The organism is Streptomyces sp. NPDC002787 (assembly GCF_053592095.1).
Genome location: NZ_JBSFVC010000030.1, coordinates 22,625 through 43,045, shown reverse-complemented (window position 1 = coordinate 43,045; position 20,421 = coordinate 22,625). Strand labels below are relative to the sequence as shown.

The window sequence follows — 20,421 nt, the reverse complement described above, 5'->3', positions numbered from 1 at the left end:
GAGACCGCCATCGGCCGCGCCGCCGCCAAGCCCGAAGGCCTGGAGGCGCTCGCCCCCTGCCAGCTCAACCAGTAGTCGGCATAGCTCCCGGCCGGCTCGCGCCGGCGCCGAGCGGCCTCCCGCGCTCCGTGTGAGCCACGGCCGCCCCGGTCGGCGCGCGCCGGCCGGGGCGGCCGTGGCAGACCTTGATTCCGGGTGGATCCCAGCGATGGTGATCCACCCGGTTTTCGTGCCCCTCCACGCTTCTCGACGAATTCCTTAGACAGGCGAAGCGTTTCCGTCGATAATCGTTAGACATGGGAAAGACTTACGAGCGCATCGACGGCCGCCTGCGTACCTTCATCGAGGCCCAGCCCCTCTTCTTCACCGCGACGGCACCCCTGTCCGCCGACGGCACGGTCAACCTCTCCCCCAAGGGCCTCCGGGGCTCGTTCGTGATCCTCGACGAACTGACCGTCGCCTACCTGGACTTCGCCGGGTCCAACGCGGAGACGATCGCGCATCTGCGCGAGAACGGCCGGATCACCCTCATGTGGTGCGCCTTCCAGGGCCCGCCCAACATCGTGCGGGTGCACGGTACGGGTGAGGCCGTCTTCCGCGACGACGCGCGCTTCGCGGAACTCCTCGCCCGCTTCCCCGACATCGACCCCACCCCGCACGGCCTGCGCGCGATCATCGTGGTCCGCGCCGAACGCGTCCGGGACAGCTGCGGCTACTCCGTGCCCTTCATGGCGTACGAGGAGGACCGCGACCTGCACGGCCGGCGCTTCGCGCGCGAGGACGACGACTCGCTCAGCGCGTACTTCAGCTCCAAGGAGCACATCGCGACGAGCCTGGACGGTCTTCCCGGGCTGCCCCTGCCCCTGCCGCCCTCCCACGCCTGACGGCGCGGGACCCAGCGGCCGTCATCCGGTACCGGTCGTTCCGCAAGGCAGTTGTTCACGCGGTTGAACACACGGCACTCCCTGCACGTACGTGTGGGCCAAGGGTCCAGCCCACCACGGAGGAACCGTGTCCACGATCGCCGGAGGTCGCGCCGCGCGCCGCCAGACGATGCGCCGCATCCGACCTCGCCGCTCCCCCGCCGTCCCGCTGCTGATCATTTTCTTTGCGGGCGTGGCCGCGGTGGTGTGGCTGTGGTGGGACAACACCCCGTCCATCGCGGACCAGGGCAGCAAGATGGTCAACGCCGGCCGGATCACCGGTCTGCTCGGCGGGTACATGATGGCCCTGGTGGTGCTCCAGATGGCCCGGGTGCCCGCGCTGGAGCGCCGGGTCGGCTCCGACCGGGTGGCCCGCTGGCACGCGATGACCGGCCGCTACACGCTCTGCCTGGTCGTCGCGCACGTCGTCCTCACGATGTACGGGTACGCCCTCCAGGCCGGCCTCACCCACACCGCGATCCTCCAGCAGACGATCAACTCGATCAACCAGCTGCCGGACATGGGCAAGGCCGCCATCGGCACCGGTCTGCTGGTGCTCATCGGGCTGATGTCCATCGGCCCGGTGCGCAAGCGGATCCCGTACGACCTCTGGTACCACACGCACCTGCTGACGTACGCGGCGACGTTCCTGACGTTCTGGCACCAGATCTCCACCGGCAACGAGTTCGCCGTCACGCCCGCCGCGAAGACCGGCTGGTACGCGCTGTACGGCTCGGTGACCGCGCTGGTCCTCTGGTACCGGATCATCACGCCGATCCGGCTCAACATGCGGCACCGGCTGCGGGTCGAGGCGGTCATCGAGGAGTCGCCCGGGATCGTCTCCGTGCTGATGAGCGGGCGCAAGCTGCACCGGATGGGCGCGGAGGCCGGGCAGTTCTTCCGCTGGCGGTTCCTCGCCCCCGGCATGCGGTTCAGCTCGCACCCGTACTCGCTGTCGGCGGCGCCCCGCCCCAACATGCTGCGGATCACGGTCAAGGCGATCGGTGACCACAGCTCGGCCCTGCGCGACCTGGAGCCCGGCACCCGGGTGTGGGCCGAGGGCCCGTACGGCGCGCTGACGGCCGGCAAGCGCAGCCGGGGCAAGGTGTTGCTGGTGGCCGGCGGGGTGGGCATCACACCGATGCGGGCCCTGTTCGAGACACTGCCCGGCGCGGCCGGTGACCTGACCCTCCTCTACCGGGCCAACAGCACCCAGGACCTGGCCCTGTGGGACGAGCTGGCGCAGATCGCGGAGGAGCGCGGGGCGCGGCTGATGTACGCGGTGAACAGTCCGGAGGGCGAGCGCCCGGACATCTCGGCGGACTCCCTGCGCCGCAAGATCCCCGACATCGAACGCCACGACGTCTTCATGTGCGGGCCGCCCGGCTTCTCCCAGGGCGTGTACGAGGCGCTGCGCGGCGCGGGCGTCCCGACCCGCCGTATCCACCACGAGTCGTTCGAGATGTGAGCGACGGGACCGGCCACCACCGGTCCCACCCCACCCCTGCCATGGGCTCCTTCACGGGGCTTTCGACCATGGGCCCGCCCGAGCGCGCCCACGAGACTTCACACTTCAGGAGCTGAAGGAGCGATGAAGAAGAGCCACCCCATCCGGCGGACCCTGCTCGCCACCGCCGCCACCGTGTCCGGCATCGTGCTGCTGCTGTCGCTGAAGCCGGCCTCGGACCCGGCGGGATCGGTACAGGCCGGAGCCGCGGGGGGCGCTCCCTCGGCACAGGGCGGGGTGGCGGCCGGTGCGCAGACCCTCACCGGTACCGCCGTCCAGACCGACTACGGCCCGGTCCAGGTCCGGATCACCGTCAACGGCGGCAAGGTCAGCAACGCCGAGGCGGTCCAGCAGCCGAGCGGCGGCCGCTCCACCCAGATCAGCTCCGACGCCATCCCGAAGCTCAACCAGGCGGCCGTGGCCGCGGGCAGCGCCGAGATCGACGCCGTGTCCGGGGCCACCTACACCAGCGCCGGTTACAAGGAGTCCCTCCAGTCCGCCCTGGACCAGGCGGGCAACGCGCAGGACTCGGGCGCCCAGGTGCTCACGGGCTCGGCCGTCCAGACCGACTACGGCCCGGTGCAGGTCCGGATCACGGTCAGCGGCGGCAAGATCACCAACGCCGAGGCCGTGCAGGCGCCGAGCGGCGGGCGCAGCACCCAGATCACCAGTGACTCGGTGCCCAAGCTCAACCAGGCGGCCGTGGCGGCCGGCAGCGCCGAGATCGACGCCGTGTCGGGAGCCACGTACACCAGCGCCGGTTACAAGGAGTCCCTCCAGTCCGCCCTGGACCAGGCGGGCAACGCGCAGGGTTCCGGCACCGAGGTCGAGGCGGGCGGTTCGCAGGACACGGGCGGCGGCGCCGAGGACTCCGGGGCCGGGCAGTCGACGGGCACGCAGGTGCTCACGGGCTCGGCCGTCCAGACCGACTACGGCCCGGTGCAGGTCCGGATCACGGTCAGCGGCGGCAAGATCACCGACGCCGAGGCGCTGCAGCAGCCCAGCGGTGGCCGCTCGACCCAGATCAGCGGCACCGCCATACCCAAGCTCAACCAGAACGCCATCGCGGCAGGGAGCGCTGACATCGATGCTGTCTCGGGCGCCACGTACACCAGCGGCGGTTACCAGCAGTCCCTCCAGTCCGCGCTGGACCAGGCCGGCTGATCCGGTGGCCGAACCCGCCGGAGCCGCCGCGCCCGCCCCGCTGCGGCACGTCGAGGAGGTCATGGGCACCGTCTTCTCGTTCGACATCCGAGGAGGCGAGCCCAGGGCGGTCAAGGCCGCGCTCGAAGAGGCGGTGGCCGGGCTGCACGCCGTGGACGAGGTGTTCAGCACCTACCGCGAGCACAGCCAGATCTCCCGGCTCGCCCGGGGAGAGGCGACGATCGAGGAGTGCGATCCCGAGGTCGCCGAGGTGCTCCAACTGTGCGCCGAGGCCGAGCGGGTGAGCGACGGCTGGTTCAGCTCGACGTACGAGGGCCGCTTCGACCCCACCGGCCTGGTGAAGGGGTGGGCCACCGAGCGGGCCGCGATGCGTCTCGTCGAGGCCGGGGCGGCCGGGGTGAGCGTGAACGGGGGCGGTGATGTGCAGCTGTGCGGTGTGCCCGGGCCGGACCGCCCTTGGCGCGTGGGCGTCGCGGATCCCCTCCGGCCCGGGGGGCTGGCCGCGGTCGTCACCGCCGCCGGTGCGGATCGCCTGGCGGTCGCCACGTCCGGTACGGCGGAGCGGGGTGCCCATATCGTCGACCCCCGCACGGGCAAGTCCGCCGTGACCGACCTGGTCTCGGTGACGGTGGTGGCCCCCAGCCTCACCTGGGCGGACTGCTGGGCCACGGCCGCGTTCGCGATGGGCTCGCGGGAGGGCCTGGCGTGGCTGGAGTCCCTGGACGACGCCGAGGCCCTGCTGATCACGGCGGGGGACGAGGTCCGCTGCACGGGTGGGTTGGCGGCGCGACTGGGCTGAGCGGCGGCTGAGCTGGGCTGCGTGCTGGGGGTGAGGGGGGCGCTTACCGGCACTGGCAGGGTGCCGCCTGCGCCCACCCTCCCCCACTCTCGGCTTCGCCCGAGCGGGAGGTGCCCCCATCGCCCCAGCGGCACGACTGCCCGCAGCTACGACAGCAGCTTGAAAGACGGGCTGCGCCCGCTTTCCGGGGAAAGCGGGCGCAGCCCGTCTTCCAGGGGCGCGGGGAACTGCGCGACCGGCCACGACGGACCCGCACCCGGCACACAACGGCCCCGCCCCTCCCCGTCGCCGCCCCCGCGCAACGCCCCCTTCAGTGGCCGTTGCCGTTCTGGGCCAGCCGCAGCAAGTGGTCGGCCAAGGCCTGGCCGCCCACGGGGTCCCGGCTGATCAACAGCAACGTGTCGTCCCCCGCGATGGTCCCCAGAATGTCGTGCAGCTCCGCCTGATCGATGGCCGACGCCAGGAACTGTGCCGCCCCCGGGGGCGTCCGCAGAACGACCAGGTTCGCGGAAGCCTCCGCGGAGATCAGCAGCTCCGCGGAGAGCCGCCGCATCCGCTCCTCCTTCGCCGACTCCCCCAACGGAGCCCGAGGGGTACGGAAACCCCCCTCGCTCGGCACCGCGTAGATGAGGTCGCCGTCGGTGTTGCGGATCTTCACCGCGTTGAGCTCGTCCAGGTCCCGGCTGAGCGTCGCCTGCGTGACGCTCAGCCCGTCGTCGGACAACAGCTTCGCCAACTGGCTCTGTGACCGCACCGGTTGCCGGTTGAGGATGTCCACGATCCGCCGGTGGCGTGCGGTGCGGGTCTGCGGTACCGCCGGCCCCGCCTGGTCGTGCTCCTGCGCCTGGCTCATCGTCGTCTCATTCTCCGGCTCGTCCGTCCCCACTGGCTTCGTGCGCCGCTCGCGCCGCGTCGAGGATGCCCGGCAGCGCCTGGAGGAGGGCGTCCACCTCCGCGTCACCGATGTTGAGCGCGGGCATCAGCCGTACGACATCGGGGGCGGGCGCGTTCACCAGGAAACCGGCGTCCTGAGCGGCCTGTTGCGCCAGGGGCGCGAGGGGCTCGGTGAGCACGATACCCAGGAGGAGTCCCGCGCCACGGACATGGTCGATCATCGGGTGGCCGAGGGACTCGATTCCGTTGCGCAGCTTCTCGCTCTGCCGCTTGACGTTCTCCAGCAGGCCCTCGGCCCGGATGGTCTCCAGGACGGCGAGCCCGGCGGCGCAGGCGACCGGGTTGCCGCCGAACGTGGTGCCGTGCTGGCCGGGCCGGAGCAGCTCCGCCGCCCGGCCGAAGGCGACGGTCGCGCCGAGCGGCAGTCCGCCGCCGAGGCCCTTGGCGAGCGTGACGACGTCCGGCAGGACGCCCTCGTGCGCCTGGTACTCGAACCAGTGCCCGGTCCGGCCGACGCCGGTCTGCACCTCGTCGAGGACGAGCAGCGCGCCGGTGGCGGCCGTGATGGCCCGCGCGGCCTTCAGATAGCCGGCCGGCGGGACCACGACCCCGTTCTCGCCCTGGACGGGCTCGATGATGACGAGGGCCGTCTCCTCGGTGACGACGGCGGCGAGGGCCTGCGCGTCGCCGTACGGGACGTGGGTGACGTCGCCGGGCAGCGGGTGGAAGCCGGTCTGCTTGCCGGGCTGGCCGGTGAGGGCGAGTGCGCCCATGGTCCGGCCGTGGAAGCCGCCCTCGGTGGCGACCATGTGGGTCCGCCCGGTGAGCCGGCCGATCTTGAACGCGCCCTCGTTGGCCTCGGCGCCCGAGTTGCAGAAGAAGACCTTGCCGTCGCGGCCGAAGTGCTCGAGGAGCCGTTCGGCGAGCGCGACCGGCGGCTCGGCGACGAACAAGTTGGAGACATGGCCGAGGGAGGCGATCTGGGTGCTGACGGCCTCGACGATCGCCGGGTGGGCGTGGCCGAGCGCGTTGACCGCGATACCGCCGACGTAGTCGACGTACTCCTTGCCGTCGGCGTCCCACACCTTGGTGCCCGCACCGCGGACGAGGGAGAGCCCCGGGGTGCCGTAGTTGTTCATGAGCGAGCCCTGCCAGCGCTGGGTGAGCTCCGCGTTCTTCGAGGTCTCGGTCATTCGGCATCCCCCTCTTGCTCCGCATCCGGCACGACCATCGTGCCGATGCCCTCGTCGGTGAAGATCTCCAGCAGGATCGAGTGCTGGACCCGGCCGTCGATGACGCGGGCGTTGCCCACGCCGTTGCGTACGGCGTGCAGGCAGCCCTCCATCTTCGGCACCATGCCGGAGGACAACTCCGGCAGCAGCTGCTCCAGTTGGGAAGCGGTGAGGCGGCTGATCACCTCGTCGGAGTGGGGCCAGTCCTCGTAGAGGCCCTCGACGTCCGTGAGGACCATGAGGGTTTCGGCGTCAAGAGCAGCAGCGAGTGCCGCAGCCGCCGTATCAGCATTGACGTTGTAGACATGTCCGTCGTCCTGGCTACGGGCGATCGACGAGACGACCGGGATACGGCCGTCGGCGAGCAGTGCCTCGATCGCGCCCGTGTCGATCGCGGTGATCTCGCCCACCCGCCCGATGTCGACCAACTCGCCGTCGATCTCGGGCTGGTGCTTGGTGGCGGTGATGGTGTGCGCGTCCTCGCCGGTCAGCCCGACGGCGAGCGGCCCGTGCTGGTTGAGCAGCCCGACCAGCTCGCGCTGCACCTGTCCGGCGAGCACCATGCGGACGACGTCCATGGCGTCCTCGGTGGTGACGCGCAGGCCGGCCTTGAACTCGCTGACGATGCCGTGCCGGTCGAGGGCGGCGCTGATCTGCGGGCCGCCGCCGTGCACGACGACGACGTTGAGGCCGGCGTGCCGCAGGAAGACGACGTCCTGGGCGAAGGCGGACTTCAACTCCTCGTTCACCATGGCGTTGCCGCCGAACTTGATGACGATCGTCTTGCCGTTGTGACGGGTCAGCCAGGGCAGCGCTTCGATGAGGATCTGGGCCTTGGGGAGGGCGGTGTGCTTCCGCGTGCTGCTCATGACGAATACGCGCTGTTCTCGTGGACGTAGTCGGCGGTGAGGTCGTTGGTCCAGATCGTGGCCGTCTCGGACCCGGCGGCGAGGTCGGCGACGATGTGCACCTCGCGGTAGCGCATGTCGACCTTGTCGCGGTCCTCGCCCACGCCGCCGTTCTTGCAGACCCAGACACCGTTGATGGCGACGTTGAGCCGGTCGGCCTCGAAGGCGGCCCGTGTGGTGCCGATCGCTGACAACACCCGTCCCCAGTTGGGGTCCTCACCGTGGATGGCGCACTTGAGGAGGTTGTTGCGGGCGATGGAGCGGCCCACCTCCACGGCGTCGTCCTCGGTGGCCGCGTTCACGACCTCGACCTTGATGTCCTTGCTGGCGCCCTCGGCGTCCCGGATGAGCTGCTGTCCGAGGTCGTCGCAGACCTGGCGCACGGCTTCGGCGAACTCCGCGTACTCCGGGGTGACTTCGGCGGCGCCGGAGGCCAGCAGCAGCACGGTGTCGTTGGTGGACATGCAGCCGTCGGAGTCGACCCGGTCGAAGGTGACCCTGGTGGCCGCCCGGAGGGCCTTGTCCAGGGTCTCGCTGTCGAGGTCGGCGTCGGTGGTGAGCACGACGAGCATGGTGGCGAGGCCGGGGGCGAGCATGCCCGCGCCCTTGGCCATGCCGCCGACGGTCCAGCCGTCCTTCGTCACGACGGACGTCTTGTGGACGGTGTCGGTGGTCTTGATGGCGATGGCGGCCTTCTCGCCGCCGTGCTCGGAGAGCTGGGCGGCGGCCGTCTCGACACCCGGGAGCAGCTTGTCCATCGGCAGGAGCACGCCGATGAGGCCCGTGGAGGCGACGGCGACCTCGCCCGCGTTGTGGCCTTCCAGGACGTCCGCGACCTTCTCGGCGGTCGCGTGCGTGTCCTGGAAGCCCTTGGGGCCCGTACAGGCGTTGGCGCCACCGGAGTTGAGGATGACGGCGGATACCTGGCCGCCCTTCAGCACCTGCTCGGACCAGAGGACCGGCGCGGCCTTCACACGGTTGGAGGTGAAGACGCCCGCGGCGGCGAGGCGGGGCCCGTTGTTGACCACGAGGGCCAGGTCCGGGTTGCCGTTCTCCTTGATCCCGGCGGCGATCCCCGCCGCCGTGAATCCCTGTGCTGCCGTCACGCTCACGGTGCGACTCCGATCGTCGAAAGCCCGGTGTTCTCGTGGAACCCGAGGGCGATGTTCATGCTCTGGACGGCGCCACCTGCCGTGCCCTTGGTGAGGTTGTCGATGGCGCTGACCGCGATGATCCGGCCCGCGGCCTCGTCGTACGCGACCTGCACCTGAACGGCGTTGGAACCGTAGACGGACGCCGTGGCGGGCCACTGCCCCTCCGGGAGGAGGTGCACGAACGGCTCGTCGGCGAAGGCCTTCTCGTACGCGGCGCGGACGGAGTCGGCGGTGACGCCCGGCTTCGCCTTCGCGCTGCAGGTGGCGAGGATGCCGCGGGGCATGGGCGCGAGGGTCGGCGTGAAGGACACGGTGACCGGCTCACGGGCGACGCCGCCGAGGTTCTGCATGACCTCGGGCGTGTGCCGGTGGCCGCCGCCGACGCCGTAGGGGGTCATCGAGCCCATGACCTCGCTGCCCAGCAGGTGCGACTTGGGGGCCTTGCCCGCGCCGGAGGTGCCGGAGGCAGCGACGATCACGGCCTCGTTCTCGGCGAGGCCGGCCGCGTACGCCGGGAACAGGGCCAGTGTCACGGCCGTGGGGTAGCAACCGGGTACCGCGATGCGCTTGGACCCCTCCAGCGCGGCGCGGGCACCCGGTAGTTCGGGGAGGCCGTAGGGCCAGGTCCCGGCGTGGGGCGAGCCGTAGAACTTCTCCCAGGCGGCCGCGTCCTTCAGCCGGAAGTCGGCGCCCATGTCGACCACGAGCACCTCCGGGCCGAGCTGCTCGGCCACGGCGGCGGACTGCCCGTGGGGCAGCGCGAGGAAGACCACGTCGTGCCCGGTGAGGACCTCGGTGGTCGTCTCCTGGAGCACCCGGTCGGCCAGCGGCAGCAGATGCGGCTGCAGCCCGCCCAGGCGCTGGCCCGCGTTGGAGTTGCCGGTCAGTGCACCGATCTCGACCTCGGGGTGGGCGAGCAGCAGGCGCAGCACTTCGCCGCCCGCATAACCACTCGCTCCGGCCACCGCCACACGTACCGTCATGGAACCCTCCTCCTGGATGGCATGACTATACGTTTCCATGCACGTTTATGCAATCCAGTGCAGGGGGCCGTCCGTGGGCACCGCACCCGGGGGTACACCCGGGTTTCCACAGGTGCGCCCGCCACCCGCCCCGGCCGACGGTGGCTGGGTCACTGAGCCGGGCCCCGGCGCACGATGAGCCGGGCCCGGCGGGTCCAGACCATCAGGACCCGGGAAGATCGTCATGCACATCTCCAACATCGACGTCGTGTCGGAGCCGAGTCCGTCGAGGGTACGGGGGACGGGGAACGCGACGACGGCCGCCGTTCGCTCCTGGCCCGAGGCGGCGGCGGACTTCGAGAGCGTCCGTTCCCTGCTCTTCGGGATCGCCTACCAGACGCTGGGCCGGGCCGCCGACGCCGAGGACGTCGTCCAGGACGTGTGGGTCCGCTGGCAGGGCACGGACCGGACACAGGTGCGCGACGACGACGTCCGTGCGCTTCTGGACTCGGCGGTCCCCGGGCGGCTGGACGCCCGCATCCGGCACCGGATCGTCGCCGAGACCCGCGGCAACCCGCTGGCCCTGCTGGAACTGACGCGGGGCCTGACCACGACGGAACTGGCCGGCGGGTTCGGACGACCGGACGCGCGACCGCTGGCGGACCAGATCGAGCAGAGTTTCCTGCGGCGCATCGGGGCGCTTCCGGATACGGCCCAACGGGAGCGCTGGCCGCGCCCGAGGGTCGAGAGGCTAGGGCGGGAGATCCCGCGTCGGCTCCCGCGTCGTCTCCCGCATCAGGTCTGGCATCAGCTCCCGCATCACGGTGACCGGGAGCGACGGATTGGCGGCCGCGGCTTCCGCCACCCACCCGTCGGTGTCGGTGAGCAGGTCCGCGACCACCTGCGGCGGGAGTGCCGGGTGACCGGCGGCGAGGGGTCTCGCGCGTTCGTCCTTCAGGCAGACCAGCAGCGCCGTCGCCGTCGCGTGGGGGTGCCGGCCGATCTCGCGCAGGGCCTTCCGTACGGGCGGCTGATGCCGGGCCACGCGCTCCAGGAACGCCTCAGTCGCATCCGGGTTGGCCGCCGCCCCCGCCATGACCTGGACTCCGTGCCGTTCGACCATCGCCCGCAGCTGGGCCTCGGAGAGACCGGCGTGCGGAGCGATCGACTTGACCACCTTCGCGTCGGCGTCGTCGGCCAGCGCGTCGCGGATCCCGGCCGGCAGATCACGCCGTTGGGCCAGGAGCATGCGCACGGCCGCGTACGGCGACCGCGCCAGCTCCTCGACCTCGGCGGCCGTGGCGGAGGCGATCCGCGGCAGGAGGGTGCCGCCGATCCTGGTGGTGGCGGCCAGGTGGGCGAGCACGTCCAGGGGCACACGCGGGTTGTGCGCCAGCCCGCGCCGCACGCCGGGGTCGCCGTCGTCGGCCAGCGCGCGCATCAGGCAGTCGTCGACCGCGGGGTTCCCGGCGAGGTCGGCGCGGATTCCGGGCGTGGGGTCCGCGGCGAGCCGCACGCAGACCTCCGGGGGCAGGCCGGGGTGGGCGGCGAGCGCCCAGCGCAGCAGCGTCGACGGGTGGTCGGCGAAGCCCGCGACGGCTTCGGCCGGTGTGGCCGGGTTCGCCAGCGCCGCCCGCAGCATGTCGTGGGCGGTGGACTCGTGGGAGCCGTCGCAGGAGGCGCCCGGTCGCAGATCGCAGTCGCGCCGCGCGCAGTCCGGGCCGTGCGTGAACGGCGGCTCCTCGCGGTCGCAGACAAGACAGCGCCCGGCGGGCGGCAGCCCCTCGCCGGCGACGAGGGCCGCCAGTACGTCGGGCGGCGTCGCCTCGTTGGCCGCCACCGCACGGCGGACCTCGGCGTGCGGATGCCCCGCGAGCCGGGCGGCCACGTCCGGCCCCGCCCACAGGGCGAGTTCCGCCACCACCCGTACGTCCGGGTCCGCGGCGAGGGTCTCCACCACATCCGCCGGCAGGCCGGGGCAGGCGGCCAGCTTCTCCCGGTGCTCGACGACCGGGTCCGCCGCGAGGAGGCGGGCCCACTCCGGGCTGCCCGCGCCCTCGTCGAGCAGGGCGAGGGCGACGTACGGCTGCGCCACCGGATCGACGTCGGCGGCGGTCAGACGACCCTCGTACGCCAGCCGCACACCACTCCCCGCGACCCGCGAGACCAGCGCGACCGCCTGCGCGCGGCTGAGATCCGCATGGCCGGCGAGGTCATGGGCGACGTCGTCGTCCGCGACCGCGATCAGCCGGTCGACCAGCTCGGACGGCAACGCCGGATTGGCGGCGAGCCCGCACAGGAGATGATGCACAAAGGGCATCCTGCCCGCGCTCCCACCCCGACGGCTCGTGGTTTTTCGGCAGGGGGCGGGGCACTCCGTACGCCCCGACCGCCGCCGGCACGGGAACCGGTTCAGGAACGCCGGTCGTCCGACTGGGCCGCGCGCTCCGCGTTGCGCTTCTTGATCCGGGCGCCTTCCTTGCGGACCTCCGCCTGGGTGGCGCGCTCCTTCCGCAGCCATTCGGGGCTCTCCTGCTTCAGGGCCTCGATCTGCTCGGTGGTGAGGGGCTCGGTGACTCCCCCACGCGCGAGCCCCGCGATGGAGACGCCGAGCTTCTCGGCGACGACGGGGCGCGGGTGCGGGCCGTTGCGGCGCAGTTCCTCCAGCCAGGCCGGGGGGTTGGCCTGGAGCGCGTTCAGCTCGGCGCGCGAGACGACGCCCTCCTGGAACTCGGCGGGGGTGGCCTGGAGGTACACACCCAGCTTCTTCGCCGCGGTGGCGGGCTTCATGGTCTGGGCGGTCTGGTGCGACGTCATGGGTCAAGGGTATCGACCGTGTGCGCGACCGCCGACCACACCGATACCCGGAGCCGTATCCGGCGCCGCCACCGGGCTCGAAGGCTCCCCGGCTCCGGGCCCCGCCCCCGCCCGTTAGCCTGGTCATGTGACTGGCTCGGAAGCATCCCCTTCGTTCCGGCTCGCGTACGTCCCGGGAGTGACGCCCACCAAGTGGGTGCGGATCTGGAACGAGCGGTTGCCCGACATCCCCATGACCCTCCTCCAGGTGTCCGCCGCCGAGGCGTTCGGCGTGCTGCGCGGAGGCGACGCCGACGCCGGTTTCGTACGGCTTCCGGTGGACGACACCGACCTCAGCGCGATCCCGCTCTACACCGAGACCACGGTGGTCGTGGTCCCGAAGGACCATGTCGTCGCGGCGGTCGACGAGGTGACCACCGAGGACCTGGCGGACGAGGTCGTGCTGCACCCCCTCGACGACACCCTCGACTGGGAACGTCCGCCGGGGGAGCCCGCGTTCGAGCGGCCCGCCACCACGGCCGACGCGATCGAACTGGTGGCCGCCGGGATCGGGCTGCTCGTGGTCCCGCAGTCCCTCGCCCGCCTGCACCACCGCAAGGACCTCACCTACCGCCCGGTGACGGACGCCCCCGAGTCCCGCGTCGCCCTGTCCTGGCCGCAGGACGCGACCACGGACATGGTCGAGGACTTCATCGGCATCGTCCGGGGCCGCACGGTCAACAGCACCCGGGGCCGGGCGAAGGCCCCCGAGGAGAAGCGCCAGCCGAAGCCCAAGCGCGCCGCCACGGGCAAGCCGACCGCCCGCACCCCCCGAACCGGCAGGAACGCCAAGAGCGGCGGCAAGCCCGGAAAGCCCCGCCGCCGCTCCTGAGGGGTCGCCCCCGGACGGGGCCGGAGGCCCGTCCAGGGGCGACGGGAACTGCGCGACCAGCCCCCACGAACCCGCGCCCGGTACGCGAACCCGGGCCGCCCCTCACCTCACCGCTTCTTGATCCGCAGGAACGTCACGGAGTTCGCCGGGAACGTGTAGCTGAACTCCTCGGCCACCCCGGTGAACGTGGACCTCACCGGCGCCACCGGTGTGGCCGTCTGCGTGTTCACCGCGTCCGGCGCAGCCGTCAGCGTCGTCACGCGCGCCTTGGAGCGGACCTTCGCACCCCCGAGGTCGATGGCCGCACGCGCCGCCGAGGACTGCGCGTTGACGACCTTCACGATGAGGTCACCCGTCTTCGCGTCACGCGTCACCACCTGCCGGAACGGCTCGGCCGGCTTGTCGTCGGTGAAGCGGCCCCATTCCTGGCCGTCGAGCAGCAGGGTCACCTGCCGCCCCCGCACCTTGACCTCGATGTCGTAGGTACGGCCCGTCTCGATGGTCCCCGGCTTGGAGATCAGCGTCCCCTTGCCGCCGTCGACGGCCTGCTCGACCGCGCTGGTGGTGTTGTTCCAGCCACCGAGGTTCCACCAGTAGTAGGTGCCGGTGTCCTTGACGCCGAAGGCGACGAGGAAGCCCTCCTTGCCGGCCTTCTTGGTGGCCTTCACCTTCAGGTCGTAGTCGTGCCAGGAGGTGTCGCCGGCCGACACCATGGTGTTCTCGGCGGCCACATCGGTCTGCACGTACTGCCCGTCCTGGACGGACCAGCTGCCGCCCCCGGTGTGGGTCCACTTCGACGCGTCACCGCCGAAGTCGTCGCTGAGCAGGCTCGTGCCGTCCGCGGCGGTCACCCGCACATCGTCGTACGCCGCTGTCGTCGCCCACGTCGACAGGCCCACGGCACCCGAGATCGGGCCGGAGAGCGCCGGCGTGCCGGTGGCCGTCGAGGGCACGACACGGTCCCCGACGTTGTTCATGAAGAGCTTCTGCACCTCGTAGTTGGCCGAGCCCCAGGACGCGTGGTTGTTGAACCAGATCATGTCGGGGCTCCACTGCACATAGTCCTCGTTGGCGAGGAGCGGTGCGTAGGAGGCCAGCTTCACGATGTCGGCGTTGCGCTCCAGCCCGGTCATGAACGCGGCCTCGGACAGGGCGTTCTTGAAGGCGTTGCCCTGGGAGGCGTACTCGCCGAGGAAGACCTTCGGGCCCTTCCGGTCGTAGGAGTCGTAGCGGTCGTTGTTCTGCAGGAACCACTGGGGGTTGTTGTAGTAGTGCTCGTCGACCATGTCGACGTTCGCCTCGCGGTTCAGCTTCCAGGCGGTGTCGAAGGTGGTGCCCGTGTCGTCGGGGCCGGAGTTCGAGATCACCGTGATGTCGGGGTACTTCGCCTCGATGGCGGCCCGGAACTTCTGGAAGCGGGCGAAGAACTCGTCGGGCAGGTTCTCCTCGTTGCCGACGCCGAGGTGGGTGAGGTGGAAGGGCTTCGGGTGGCCCATCTGCGCCCGCTTCTTGCCCCACTTGCTGGTCACGGGCCCGTTGGCGAACTCGATGAGGTCGAGGGTGTCCTGGATGTGGCGCTGGAGCAGGGCCTCGTCGTCGGTGGCCCTGTTCTGGCCGCAGCCGGTGACGAGGGCGGGCACCACGGGCAGCGGCATCGCGCCGACGTCCTCGGAGAACTGGAAGTACTCGTAGTAGCCGAGGCCGTAACTCTGGTTGTAGCCCCAGAAGTTGGCGTTGGTGGCGCGCTGCTCGACGGGGCCGATGGTGTCCTTCCACTGGTACGAGCGCTTGCGCTCCCAGTTGGAGGCCTCGCTGTAGTCCTGCATGGAGCCGGTGTTGACCAGGCAGCCGCCGGGGAAGCGCACGAAGCCCGGCTTCAGGGCGGCGACCTTCTCGGCGAGGTCCTTGCGCAGGCCGTTCTCGCGGCCCTTGTAGGTGTCCCGTGGGAAGAGGGACACCTCGTCGAGGGCCACGGCATCGGCGGAGGCGACGGTCAGACGGCCGTCGGAGCTGGTCCGCGTCGCCTTGAAGACGACCCTGTACTTGGCCCAGCCGCCCCGGACCGCCACCTGACGGGCCTCGGCCAGGGTGCCGTCGGCGTCCTGGAGAGTGACGGTCAGCGTCGTACGGCTCTCGGCGCGCGCCCACACCGAGAAGTCGTACTTCTTGCCCTCCTCGACGTGGACACCGGTGTTGTAGCCGGCGTTGGTGACGGCCGAACCGGCCTCCAGGGAGAGGTAGTTGCGGTTGCGCTCGTTGAGCCGGCCGGCGTCGTTGACGACCTGCGCGGTCCCGTCGACGGTCCAGGAGGTGAGGGGGGTGTAGGCGCGGTTGTCGGCGGTGGAGTACTCGAAGGACCGGTTCTGCACGAGTTCGGCGTAGAGGCCGCCGTCCGCGGCCCGGTTGATGTCCTCGAAGAAGACGCCGTACATCGTGTCGTCGATCTTCGCGCCCTTCGCGGCCGGGTCGACGGTGATGGCGTAGTCCGTGACGTCCTCGGCGTGCGCAGGCGCCGGGACCGAGGCGGCCGCCACCAGGAAGGCGGTGGCCGTGAGGCCGAGTCTCCAACGGGTGCGGGTGCTGCGTGACATGGATACTCCGCGGCTCGGGGTGGGGGTCATGGAGTTGTTCGAAATATCAGACAATGATCAGCACTTCGAACGGCAAGATAGGGAGGCGACCGAGACAGCGTCAACGGGTCGTACAGCACCGAAAGTGTCGGAAGTGAAGGACGGATGAGCGATTTCCTGCCAGTTCCCGACCTCCTGGCCCATCTCTCCGGGAGGTGGCGGGTCCTGCGGTCCGTGCGGGATCTGGCGAGCGGGGCGGAGGGAGAGTTCACCGGGGTGACCGTTTTCAGCCCGCTGGACGAGGGCGGTCTCCTCCACCGGGAGGCCGGAACTTTCCTCTGGCAGGGCGTCCCCCGCCCCGCCGAACGCACCCTGCGCTTCCTGCCGGGCCCCGCGCCCGGCGCGGCGGACGTCCGCTTCGCCGACGGCCGCCCCTTCCACGACCTCGACCTGACCACCGGCCACTGGCGGACGGACCACCCCTGTGTCGCGGACCTCTACCGGGGCGAGTTCGAGGTGTACGACGTGGACCGCTGGCGTACGACCTGGCGCGTCGGCGGTCCCGCGAAGGACCAGCTCCTGATCACCGACTACACACGCGAGCACACGCCGTAGGGCCGAGCTCCCGCCCTACTGGGCGGCGCCCAACCGCAGGTTCCAGCGGCCCGCACGCCCGGCAACCGTGACCGTCGACAGGGGGCGGACGTCCATGTTCCAGTACGACGACGGCGGGGCCTTCAGCGCGTAGACGAGCGCGGCGCGCAGCACGGACGGCTCGGCGACGGCGACGATACGGCCGCCCTCGCCCGCCGGGCGGGTGTCGAGCCAGTCGCCTATGCGGGAGATGAAGGCGAGCAGTGACTCGCCACCGTGCGGGGTGGAGTGCGGGTCGGCGAGCCAGGCGTCCACGGCCGAGGGTTCCCGGGCCATGGCCTCGCCGAGTGTGAAGCCGCGCCAGCGGCCCATGTCGCAGTCCCGCAGGGCGGGCTGGGCCAGCGGCGCGTAGCCGAGGGCGTCGCCGGTGGCCCGGCTGCGGGGCGTCGGCGAGCAGTAGCGCAGCTCGGCCGCCGCCAACGCCACCAGCTCATGGGCGGCGCGCTGCACTTCGTCCCAGCCGGCCTGGTCCAGCGGCCGGTCGTCCTCGAAACGCTCCGCGAGCAGCGAGGAGCAGCGCGCGGCGGCGACGAACGTGACCCGAAGATGCATGCGGCGATCGTGGAGCGGGAGACTCCGCTGGTCAAGAGGCGTTACTCAGGAGTTACGCGGGGTCCCCCGGCCCTCACCGGGACGGTCGCTCACCGCTCTCGAAATGGAGCGCCATCCACTCGTCCGGCTTGGCGAGCGGCTCGAATCCGAGCTTGGCGTAGACCCCGTGCGCGTCGTGCGTCGCGAGCAGGACGCGCCGCAGCCCGTACGGCCGCAGGTGCTCCCGCACGGCCGTGACCAGGGCGGTGCCGAGGTTCTTCCCGCGCGCCGTCCGGTCCACGTACACATCGCAGAGCCAGGCGAACATCGCCAGGTCGGTCACCACCCGCGCGTACGCGACCTGCCGCCCCGAACCCACCTCGTACACCCCGAAGTTGAGCGACTCGCGCATCGCGCGTTCATGCTTCTCGCGGGGTCGGCCGATGGCCCAGTACGCGTCAGTGGACAGCCAGTGGTGGACCCGTTCCACGTCGATGCGGTCGGGGTCGTCGGAGATTTCGTAGCCCTCGGGGAGGCCGGGGTTCAACTCATCGCTCATGGCTGGACGTTCGCAGCCCAGGAGCCCGCTGTCGAACCGTTTGTCGCATGCCCCAGCCTCCGTACCCCCTCCACGATCTCCCCCACCCCGGCGACTCCCGCGAAACTCAACCGCAGGTGTCCGGCCGGGGGTTCGGCACTGAAGTATGGGCGGCCGGGGGTGACCGCGACGCCCGCGCGCAGGGCGGCGGCGACCAGGGCGGACTCTCCCCCGGAGCCGAAAGCCTGGGCGGTGCCCCCGGTGGCGTCGGGGAGGCGCAGCCACAGGTGGTAGCCGCCGGAGGGGATGTGGGGCAGGGCGAGTTCGGGCAGGCGCAGGCGCAGCTCGGACGTGAGCGCGTCCCTGCGGTTCTTCAACTCCCTCGAGACGGCTCGGAGATGGCGGGGCCAGGCGGGGGAGCCGACGAGTTCGAGGGCGGCCTCCTGGAGGGGGCGTGGCACGAAGAAGGTGTCGACGACCTGGATGGCGCGCAGCCGTTCCAGGACCGGCCCCCGGGCGGCCAGGGCACCGACCCGGAAGCTCGGTGAGGTGGCCTTGGTGAGCGAGGAGACGTGCACGACCACACCGTCGGGGTCGTCGGCCGCCAGTGGCCCGGGCAGCGGTCCGGCGTCCTCGTGCACGAGTCGCCGTACGAAGTCGTCCTCGATGACGAAGGCGCCGGCCTCGCGGGCGATCCGCAGCACCTCGCCCCGGCGGTCGGCCGACAGTACGGCGCCGGTGGGGTTCTGGAAGAGCGGCTGGCAGACGAGGACCCGGGCGCCGGACGCCTTGAACGCGTCGGCGAGCAGGGCGGGTCTGACCCCGTCCGCGTCGACCGGCACCGGAACGGGCCGCAGCCCGGACGCCCGCGCGATGGCCAGCATGCCCGGATAGGTGGGCGACTCGACCAGCACGGGCGCTCCGGGCGGCGCGAGGGCCCGCAGGGCGGTGGTCAGGGCGGACTGGCCGCCCGCCGCGACGATCACGTCGGCCGGGGTGATCGACCCGCCGATGCTCCGGGCGAACCACTCGCGCAGCTCCGGCACGCCCTCGACCGGTGGCCGCGCCCACACCCCGGGCCGCCGCCCCGCCCGGGACAGGGCCGCGCCCATCGCCTGCTCCGGCTGGAGCGACGGGTGCAGATAGCCGCTGTTGAACTCGATCACGCCGGGCGGCGGGGTGGCGAGCGAGACCAGTACGCCCGAGGCGTCCACCGTGCGGGGCGAGGGCTCCGCGCCGCCGTCGGCGCTGAGGGCGACCTCCTGCCAGGAGGTGTCCCCGACGGGTGCCGTCCCGCTCTCGCGCGGGCTCGCCCGGAAGGCCCCCGCCCCCGGCCGGGTCACCACGAGGCCCTCGGCGGCCAGTTGCGCCAGGGCTCGCGAGACCGTGACGGGGCTGACCCGGAATCGCTCGACGAGCGCCCGGCTAGACGGCAGCTTTCCACCGGGTGAGTAGCGGTCCAGCTCCCTCCGCAGCTGTTCCGCCAGTTCCGCACCACTGCTACGCTCATGCATGAGAGCAGAGAGTAGCGCTATCGTCGGCAGTTCAGTAGCGGTGGGCGGCGGCCGAGAAGGCGGCGGCCCACGACCGGCCACCGCCGGGACCCACACCTCCGCCACCGCCGGGACCCACACCTCCGCCACCGCCGGGACCCACACCTCCGCCACCGCCGGGACCCACACCTCCGCCGGAGCCGGACCGGCCGCGTCCGAGCCCGAGCCCCGCCGTCGTCCGCGAGCCGGCGGCACGCTCCAGGCGGCTCTGGGTGTCACCGCCTTCTCCCTCACCTTCCCCGCCACCGCCTGGGGCCTGGAGGGCTTCGGCCCCTGGTCCCTCGTCGCCGTGCGCATGGCCCTGGCCGCCGTCGTCGCGGGCGGCTGTCTGCTGGCCCTTCGGGTTCCCCTTCCCAGCCGTCGGCACTGGGCGGGCCTCGCCGTGGTCGCCGCCGGAGTGGTCGTCGGCTTCCCCCTGCTCACCACGCTCGCCCTGCGGACCTCGACCACCGCGCACGCCGCCGTGGTGGTCGGTCTGCTTCCGCTGACCACCGCCCTGTTCTCGGCGCTGCGCATGGGCACCCGTCCCTCGCGCACCTTCTGGGCGGCCGCCGTCGCCGGCGCCGCCGCGGTCCTCGGATTCACCGTGACGCAGAGCGGCGGCGCCCTCACCACGGCCGACCTCTATCTCTTCGGCGCCCTGGTGGTCTGCGCGGCCGGCTACACCGAGGGCGGCCGGCTGGCCGGGGTGATGCCCGGATGGCAGGTCATCGGCTGGGCCCTGGTGCTGTGTCTGCCGCTGAGCGTGCCGGGCGCGCTGCTGGCCCTGTCGTACGAGCCGGTCCAGCTGACCGCGCACAGCGTGGCCGGGCTGCTGTGGGTGGCGGCCGGATCGCAGTTCCTGGGGCTGGTCGTCTGGTACCGGGGCATGGCCGCGATCGGCATACCGAAGGCCAGCCAGTTGCAGCTGGCGCAGCCCCTGCTCACACTGGTGTGGTCGGTGCTGCTCCTCGGCGAGCAGCTCACCCCGGCCGCGCCCCTGACGGCCGCCGCCGTACTGGTCTGCATCGCGGTCACCCAGCGCACATCCGCCTGAGAGCCCGTAGGCACACCGGTTCCCCCCGGCGCCGCCCGCAATAGACTGCGGTCACGGACCGCCACTCCCGTGCGAGACGAGGAGGCCCCCCGATGCAGGCAGATGTAGGCGACACCCTGCTGGTGCACGGCAGGACCGTCGGTCACCACGACCGGACCGCGGAGGTCCTGGAGGTTCTCGGCCAGAACGGGAACCCGCCCTACCGGGTCAGGTTCAACGACGACGGGCACGAGGCACTGATGGCCCCGGGGCCCGACACGGTCGTCCGTCACCCCGGCGACCCGAAGTAACGCCCCCAGGGTCGTCGG

Annotated in this window: 19 protein-coding genes and 1 pseudogene; 9 read left to right on the top strand and 11 right to left on the bottom strand. The window is 71.8% G+C overall.

Features of this window, described 5'->3' with window-relative positions:
- The first annotated feature begins 296 nt into the window (after positions 1-296).
- The 4 genes from ACWD26_RS34345 (at position 297) to ACWD26_RS34330 (ending at position 4,393) form a co-directional block, all read left to right on the top strand.
- Positions 297-884: a pyridoxamine 5'-phosphate oxidase family protein gene (locus ACWD26_RS34345; RefSeq protein WP_451275946.1), complete on the top strand. Its 588-nt coding sequence runs from the start codon at positions 297-299 to the stop codon at positions 882-884.
- Positions 885-1,053: 169 nt separating this feature from the next.
- A complete protein-coding gene (locus ACWD26_RS34340) occupies positions 1,054-2,391 on the top strand; it encodes a ferredoxin reductase family protein (RefSeq protein WP_451276056.1) in 1,338 nt (445 codons plus the stop codon).
- 123 nt (positions 2,392-2,514) lie between these two features.
- On the top strand, positions 2,515-3,594 hold the full coding sequence (locus ACWD26_RS34335; protein WP_451275944.1) for an FMN-binding protein: 1,080 nt from the start codon (positions 2,515-2,517) through the stop codon (positions 3,592-3,594).
- Positions 3,595-3,598: 4 nt separating this feature from the next.
- The gene (locus ACWD26_RS34330; RefSeq protein WP_451275942.1) at positions 3,599-4,393 is read left to right on the top strand and encodes an FAD:protein FMN transferase; all 795 of its coding nucleotides are present in this window, start codon (positions 3,599-3,601) and stop codon (positions 4,391-4,393) included.
- 310 nt (positions 4,394-4,703) lie between these two features.
- Here the strand turns inward: ACWD26_RS34330 and ACWD26_RS34325 are convergent, their stop codons facing one another.
- The 5 genes from ACWD26_RS34325 to argC are packed head-to-tail and all read right to left on the bottom strand — an operon-like array spanning position 4,704 to position 9,564.
- Positions 4,704-5,246 carry an arginine repressor gene (locus ACWD26_RS34325; protein ID WP_184896243.1) on the bottom strand — a complete coding sequence of 181 codons (543 nt, stop codon included), beginning with the start codon at positions 5,244-5,246 and terminating at the stop codon, positions 4,704-4,706.
- 7 nt (positions 5,247-5,253) lie between these two features.
- The gene (locus tag ACWD26_RS34320) at positions 5,254-6,480 is read right to left on the bottom strand and encodes an acetylornithine transaminase (protein ID WP_451275940.1); all 1,227 of its coding nucleotides are present in this window, start codon (positions 6,478-6,480) and stop codon (positions 5,254-5,256) included.
- The gene (argB, locus tag ACWD26_RS34315; protein ID WP_451275939.1) at positions 6,477-7,388 is read right to left on the bottom strand and encodes an acetylglutamate kinase; all 912 of its coding nucleotides are present in this window, start codon (positions 7,386-7,388) and stop codon (positions 6,477-6,479) included. Before argB ends, ACWD26_RS34320 begins: the two co-directional genes overlap by 4 nt.
- Positions 7,385-8,539 (bottom strand): bifunctional glutamate N-acetyltransferase/amino-acid acetyltransferase ArgJ, encoded by a 1,155-nt coding sequence (gene argJ, locus ACWD26_RS34310; protein WP_451275937.1) that lies wholly within the window; start codon positions 8,537-8,539, stop codon positions 7,385-7,387. The genes argB and argJ overlap by 4 nt, the downstream gene beginning before the upstream one ends.
- Entirely contained in the window at positions 8,536-9,564 is a 1,029-nt protein-coding gene (argC, locus tag ACWD26_RS34305; RefSeq protein ID WP_451275936.1) for an N-acetyl-gamma-glutamyl-phosphate reductase, read from the bottom strand. The genes argJ and argC overlap by 4 nt, the downstream gene beginning before the upstream one ends.
- 223 nt (positions 9,565-9,787) lie before the next feature.
- On the opposite strand from argC, the pseudogene ACWD26_RS34300 reads away from it, so the two are divergent.
- Positions 9,788-10,006: pseudogene (locus tag ACWD26_RS34300) on the top strand (sigma factor); the annotation flags it as partial.
- Positions 10,007-10,294: 288 nt separating this feature from the next.
- Here ACWD26_RS34300 and ACWD26_RS34295 read toward each other — a convergent pair.
- Together ACWD26_RS34295 and ACWD26_RS34290 are read right to left on the bottom strand one after the other, a co-directional pair.
- The gene (locus ACWD26_RS34295; RefSeq protein ID WP_451275934.1) at positions 10,295-11,863 is read right to left on the bottom strand and encodes a hypothetical protein; all 1,569 of its coding nucleotides are present in this window, start codon (positions 11,861-11,863) and stop codon (positions 10,295-10,297) included.
- A gap of 92 nt (positions 11,864-11,955) precedes the next feature.
- Positions 11,956-12,360 carry a DUF5997 family protein gene (locus ACWD26_RS34290; RefSeq protein WP_451275933.1) on the bottom strand — a complete coding sequence of 135 codons (405 nt, stop codon included), beginning with the start codon at positions 12,358-12,360 and terminating at the stop codon, positions 11,956-11,958.
- A gap of 127 nt (positions 12,361-12,487) precedes the next feature.
- Between ACWD26_RS34290 and ACWD26_RS34285 the strand changes: the two genes are divergently transcribed.
- Positions 12,488-13,231: a LysR family transcriptional regulator substrate-binding protein gene (locus ACWD26_RS34285; protein ID WP_451275931.1), complete on the top strand. Its 744-nt coding sequence runs from the start codon at positions 12,488-12,490 to the stop codon at positions 13,229-13,231.
- A 107-nt stretch (positions 13,232-13,338) separates the two neighbouring features.
- Here the strand turns inward: ACWD26_RS34285 and ACWD26_RS34280 are convergent, their stop codons facing one another.
- Positions 13,339-15,822: an alpha-L-arabinofuranosidase C-terminal domain-containing protein gene (locus ACWD26_RS34280; protein ID WP_451275929.1), complete on the bottom strand. Its 2,484-nt coding sequence runs from the start codon at positions 15,820-15,822 to the stop codon at positions 13,339-13,341.
- 144 nt (positions 15,823-15,966) lie between these two features.
- Between ACWD26_RS34280 and ACWD26_RS34275 the strand changes: the two genes are divergently transcribed.
- Positions 15,967-16,416, top strand: coding sequence for a DUF6314 family protein (locus ACWD26_RS34275; RefSeq protein WP_451275927.1), 450 nt, complete (start codon positions 15,967-15,969; stop codon positions 16,414-16,416).
- Between the two features lie 15 nt (positions 16,417-16,431).
- On the opposite strand, the gene ACWD26_RS34270 is transcribed toward ACWD26_RS34275, so the two are convergent.
- From ACWD26_RS34270 to ACWD26_RS34260, 3 genes are all read right to left on the bottom strand, one after another.
- On the bottom strand, positions 16,432-17,007 hold the full coding sequence (locus ACWD26_RS34270) for a histidine phosphatase family protein (RefSeq protein WP_451275925.1): 576 nt from the start codon (positions 17,005-17,007) through the stop codon (positions 16,432-16,434).
- A 73-nt stretch (positions 17,008-17,080) separates the two neighbouring features.
- Positions 17,081-17,545, bottom strand: coding sequence for a GNAT family N-acetyltransferase (locus ACWD26_RS34265; RefSeq protein ID WP_451275923.1), 465 nt, complete (start codon positions 17,543-17,545; stop codon positions 17,081-17,083).
- The gene (locus tag ACWD26_RS34260) at positions 17,542-19,038 is read right to left on the bottom strand and encodes an aminotransferase-like domain-containing protein (protein ID WP_451275922.1); all 1,497 of its coding nucleotides are present in this window, start codon (positions 19,036-19,038) and stop codon (positions 17,542-17,544) included. Before ACWD26_RS34260 ends, ACWD26_RS34265 begins: the two co-directional genes overlap by 4 nt.
- Between ACWD26_RS34260 and ACWD26_RS34255 the strand changes: the two genes are divergently transcribed.
- Together ACWD26_RS34255 and ACWD26_RS34250 are read left to right on the top strand one after the other, a co-directional pair.
- On the top strand, positions 19,037-20,113 hold the full coding sequence (locus ACWD26_RS34255) for a DMT family transporter (protein WP_451275920.1): 1,077 nt from the start codon (positions 19,037-19,039) through the stop codon (positions 20,111-20,113). The two genes, ACWD26_RS34260 and ACWD26_RS34255, sit on opposite strands and share 2 nt — an antisense overlap.
- Positions 20,114-20,205: 92 nt before the next feature.
- Positions 20,206-20,403, top strand: a complete 198-nt coding sequence (locus tag ACWD26_RS34250) for a DUF1918 domain-containing protein (protein ID WP_391001928.1) — start codon at positions 20,206-20,208, stop codon at positions 20,401-20,403.
- The last annotated feature ends 18 nt before the right edge of the window (positions 20,404-20,421 follow it).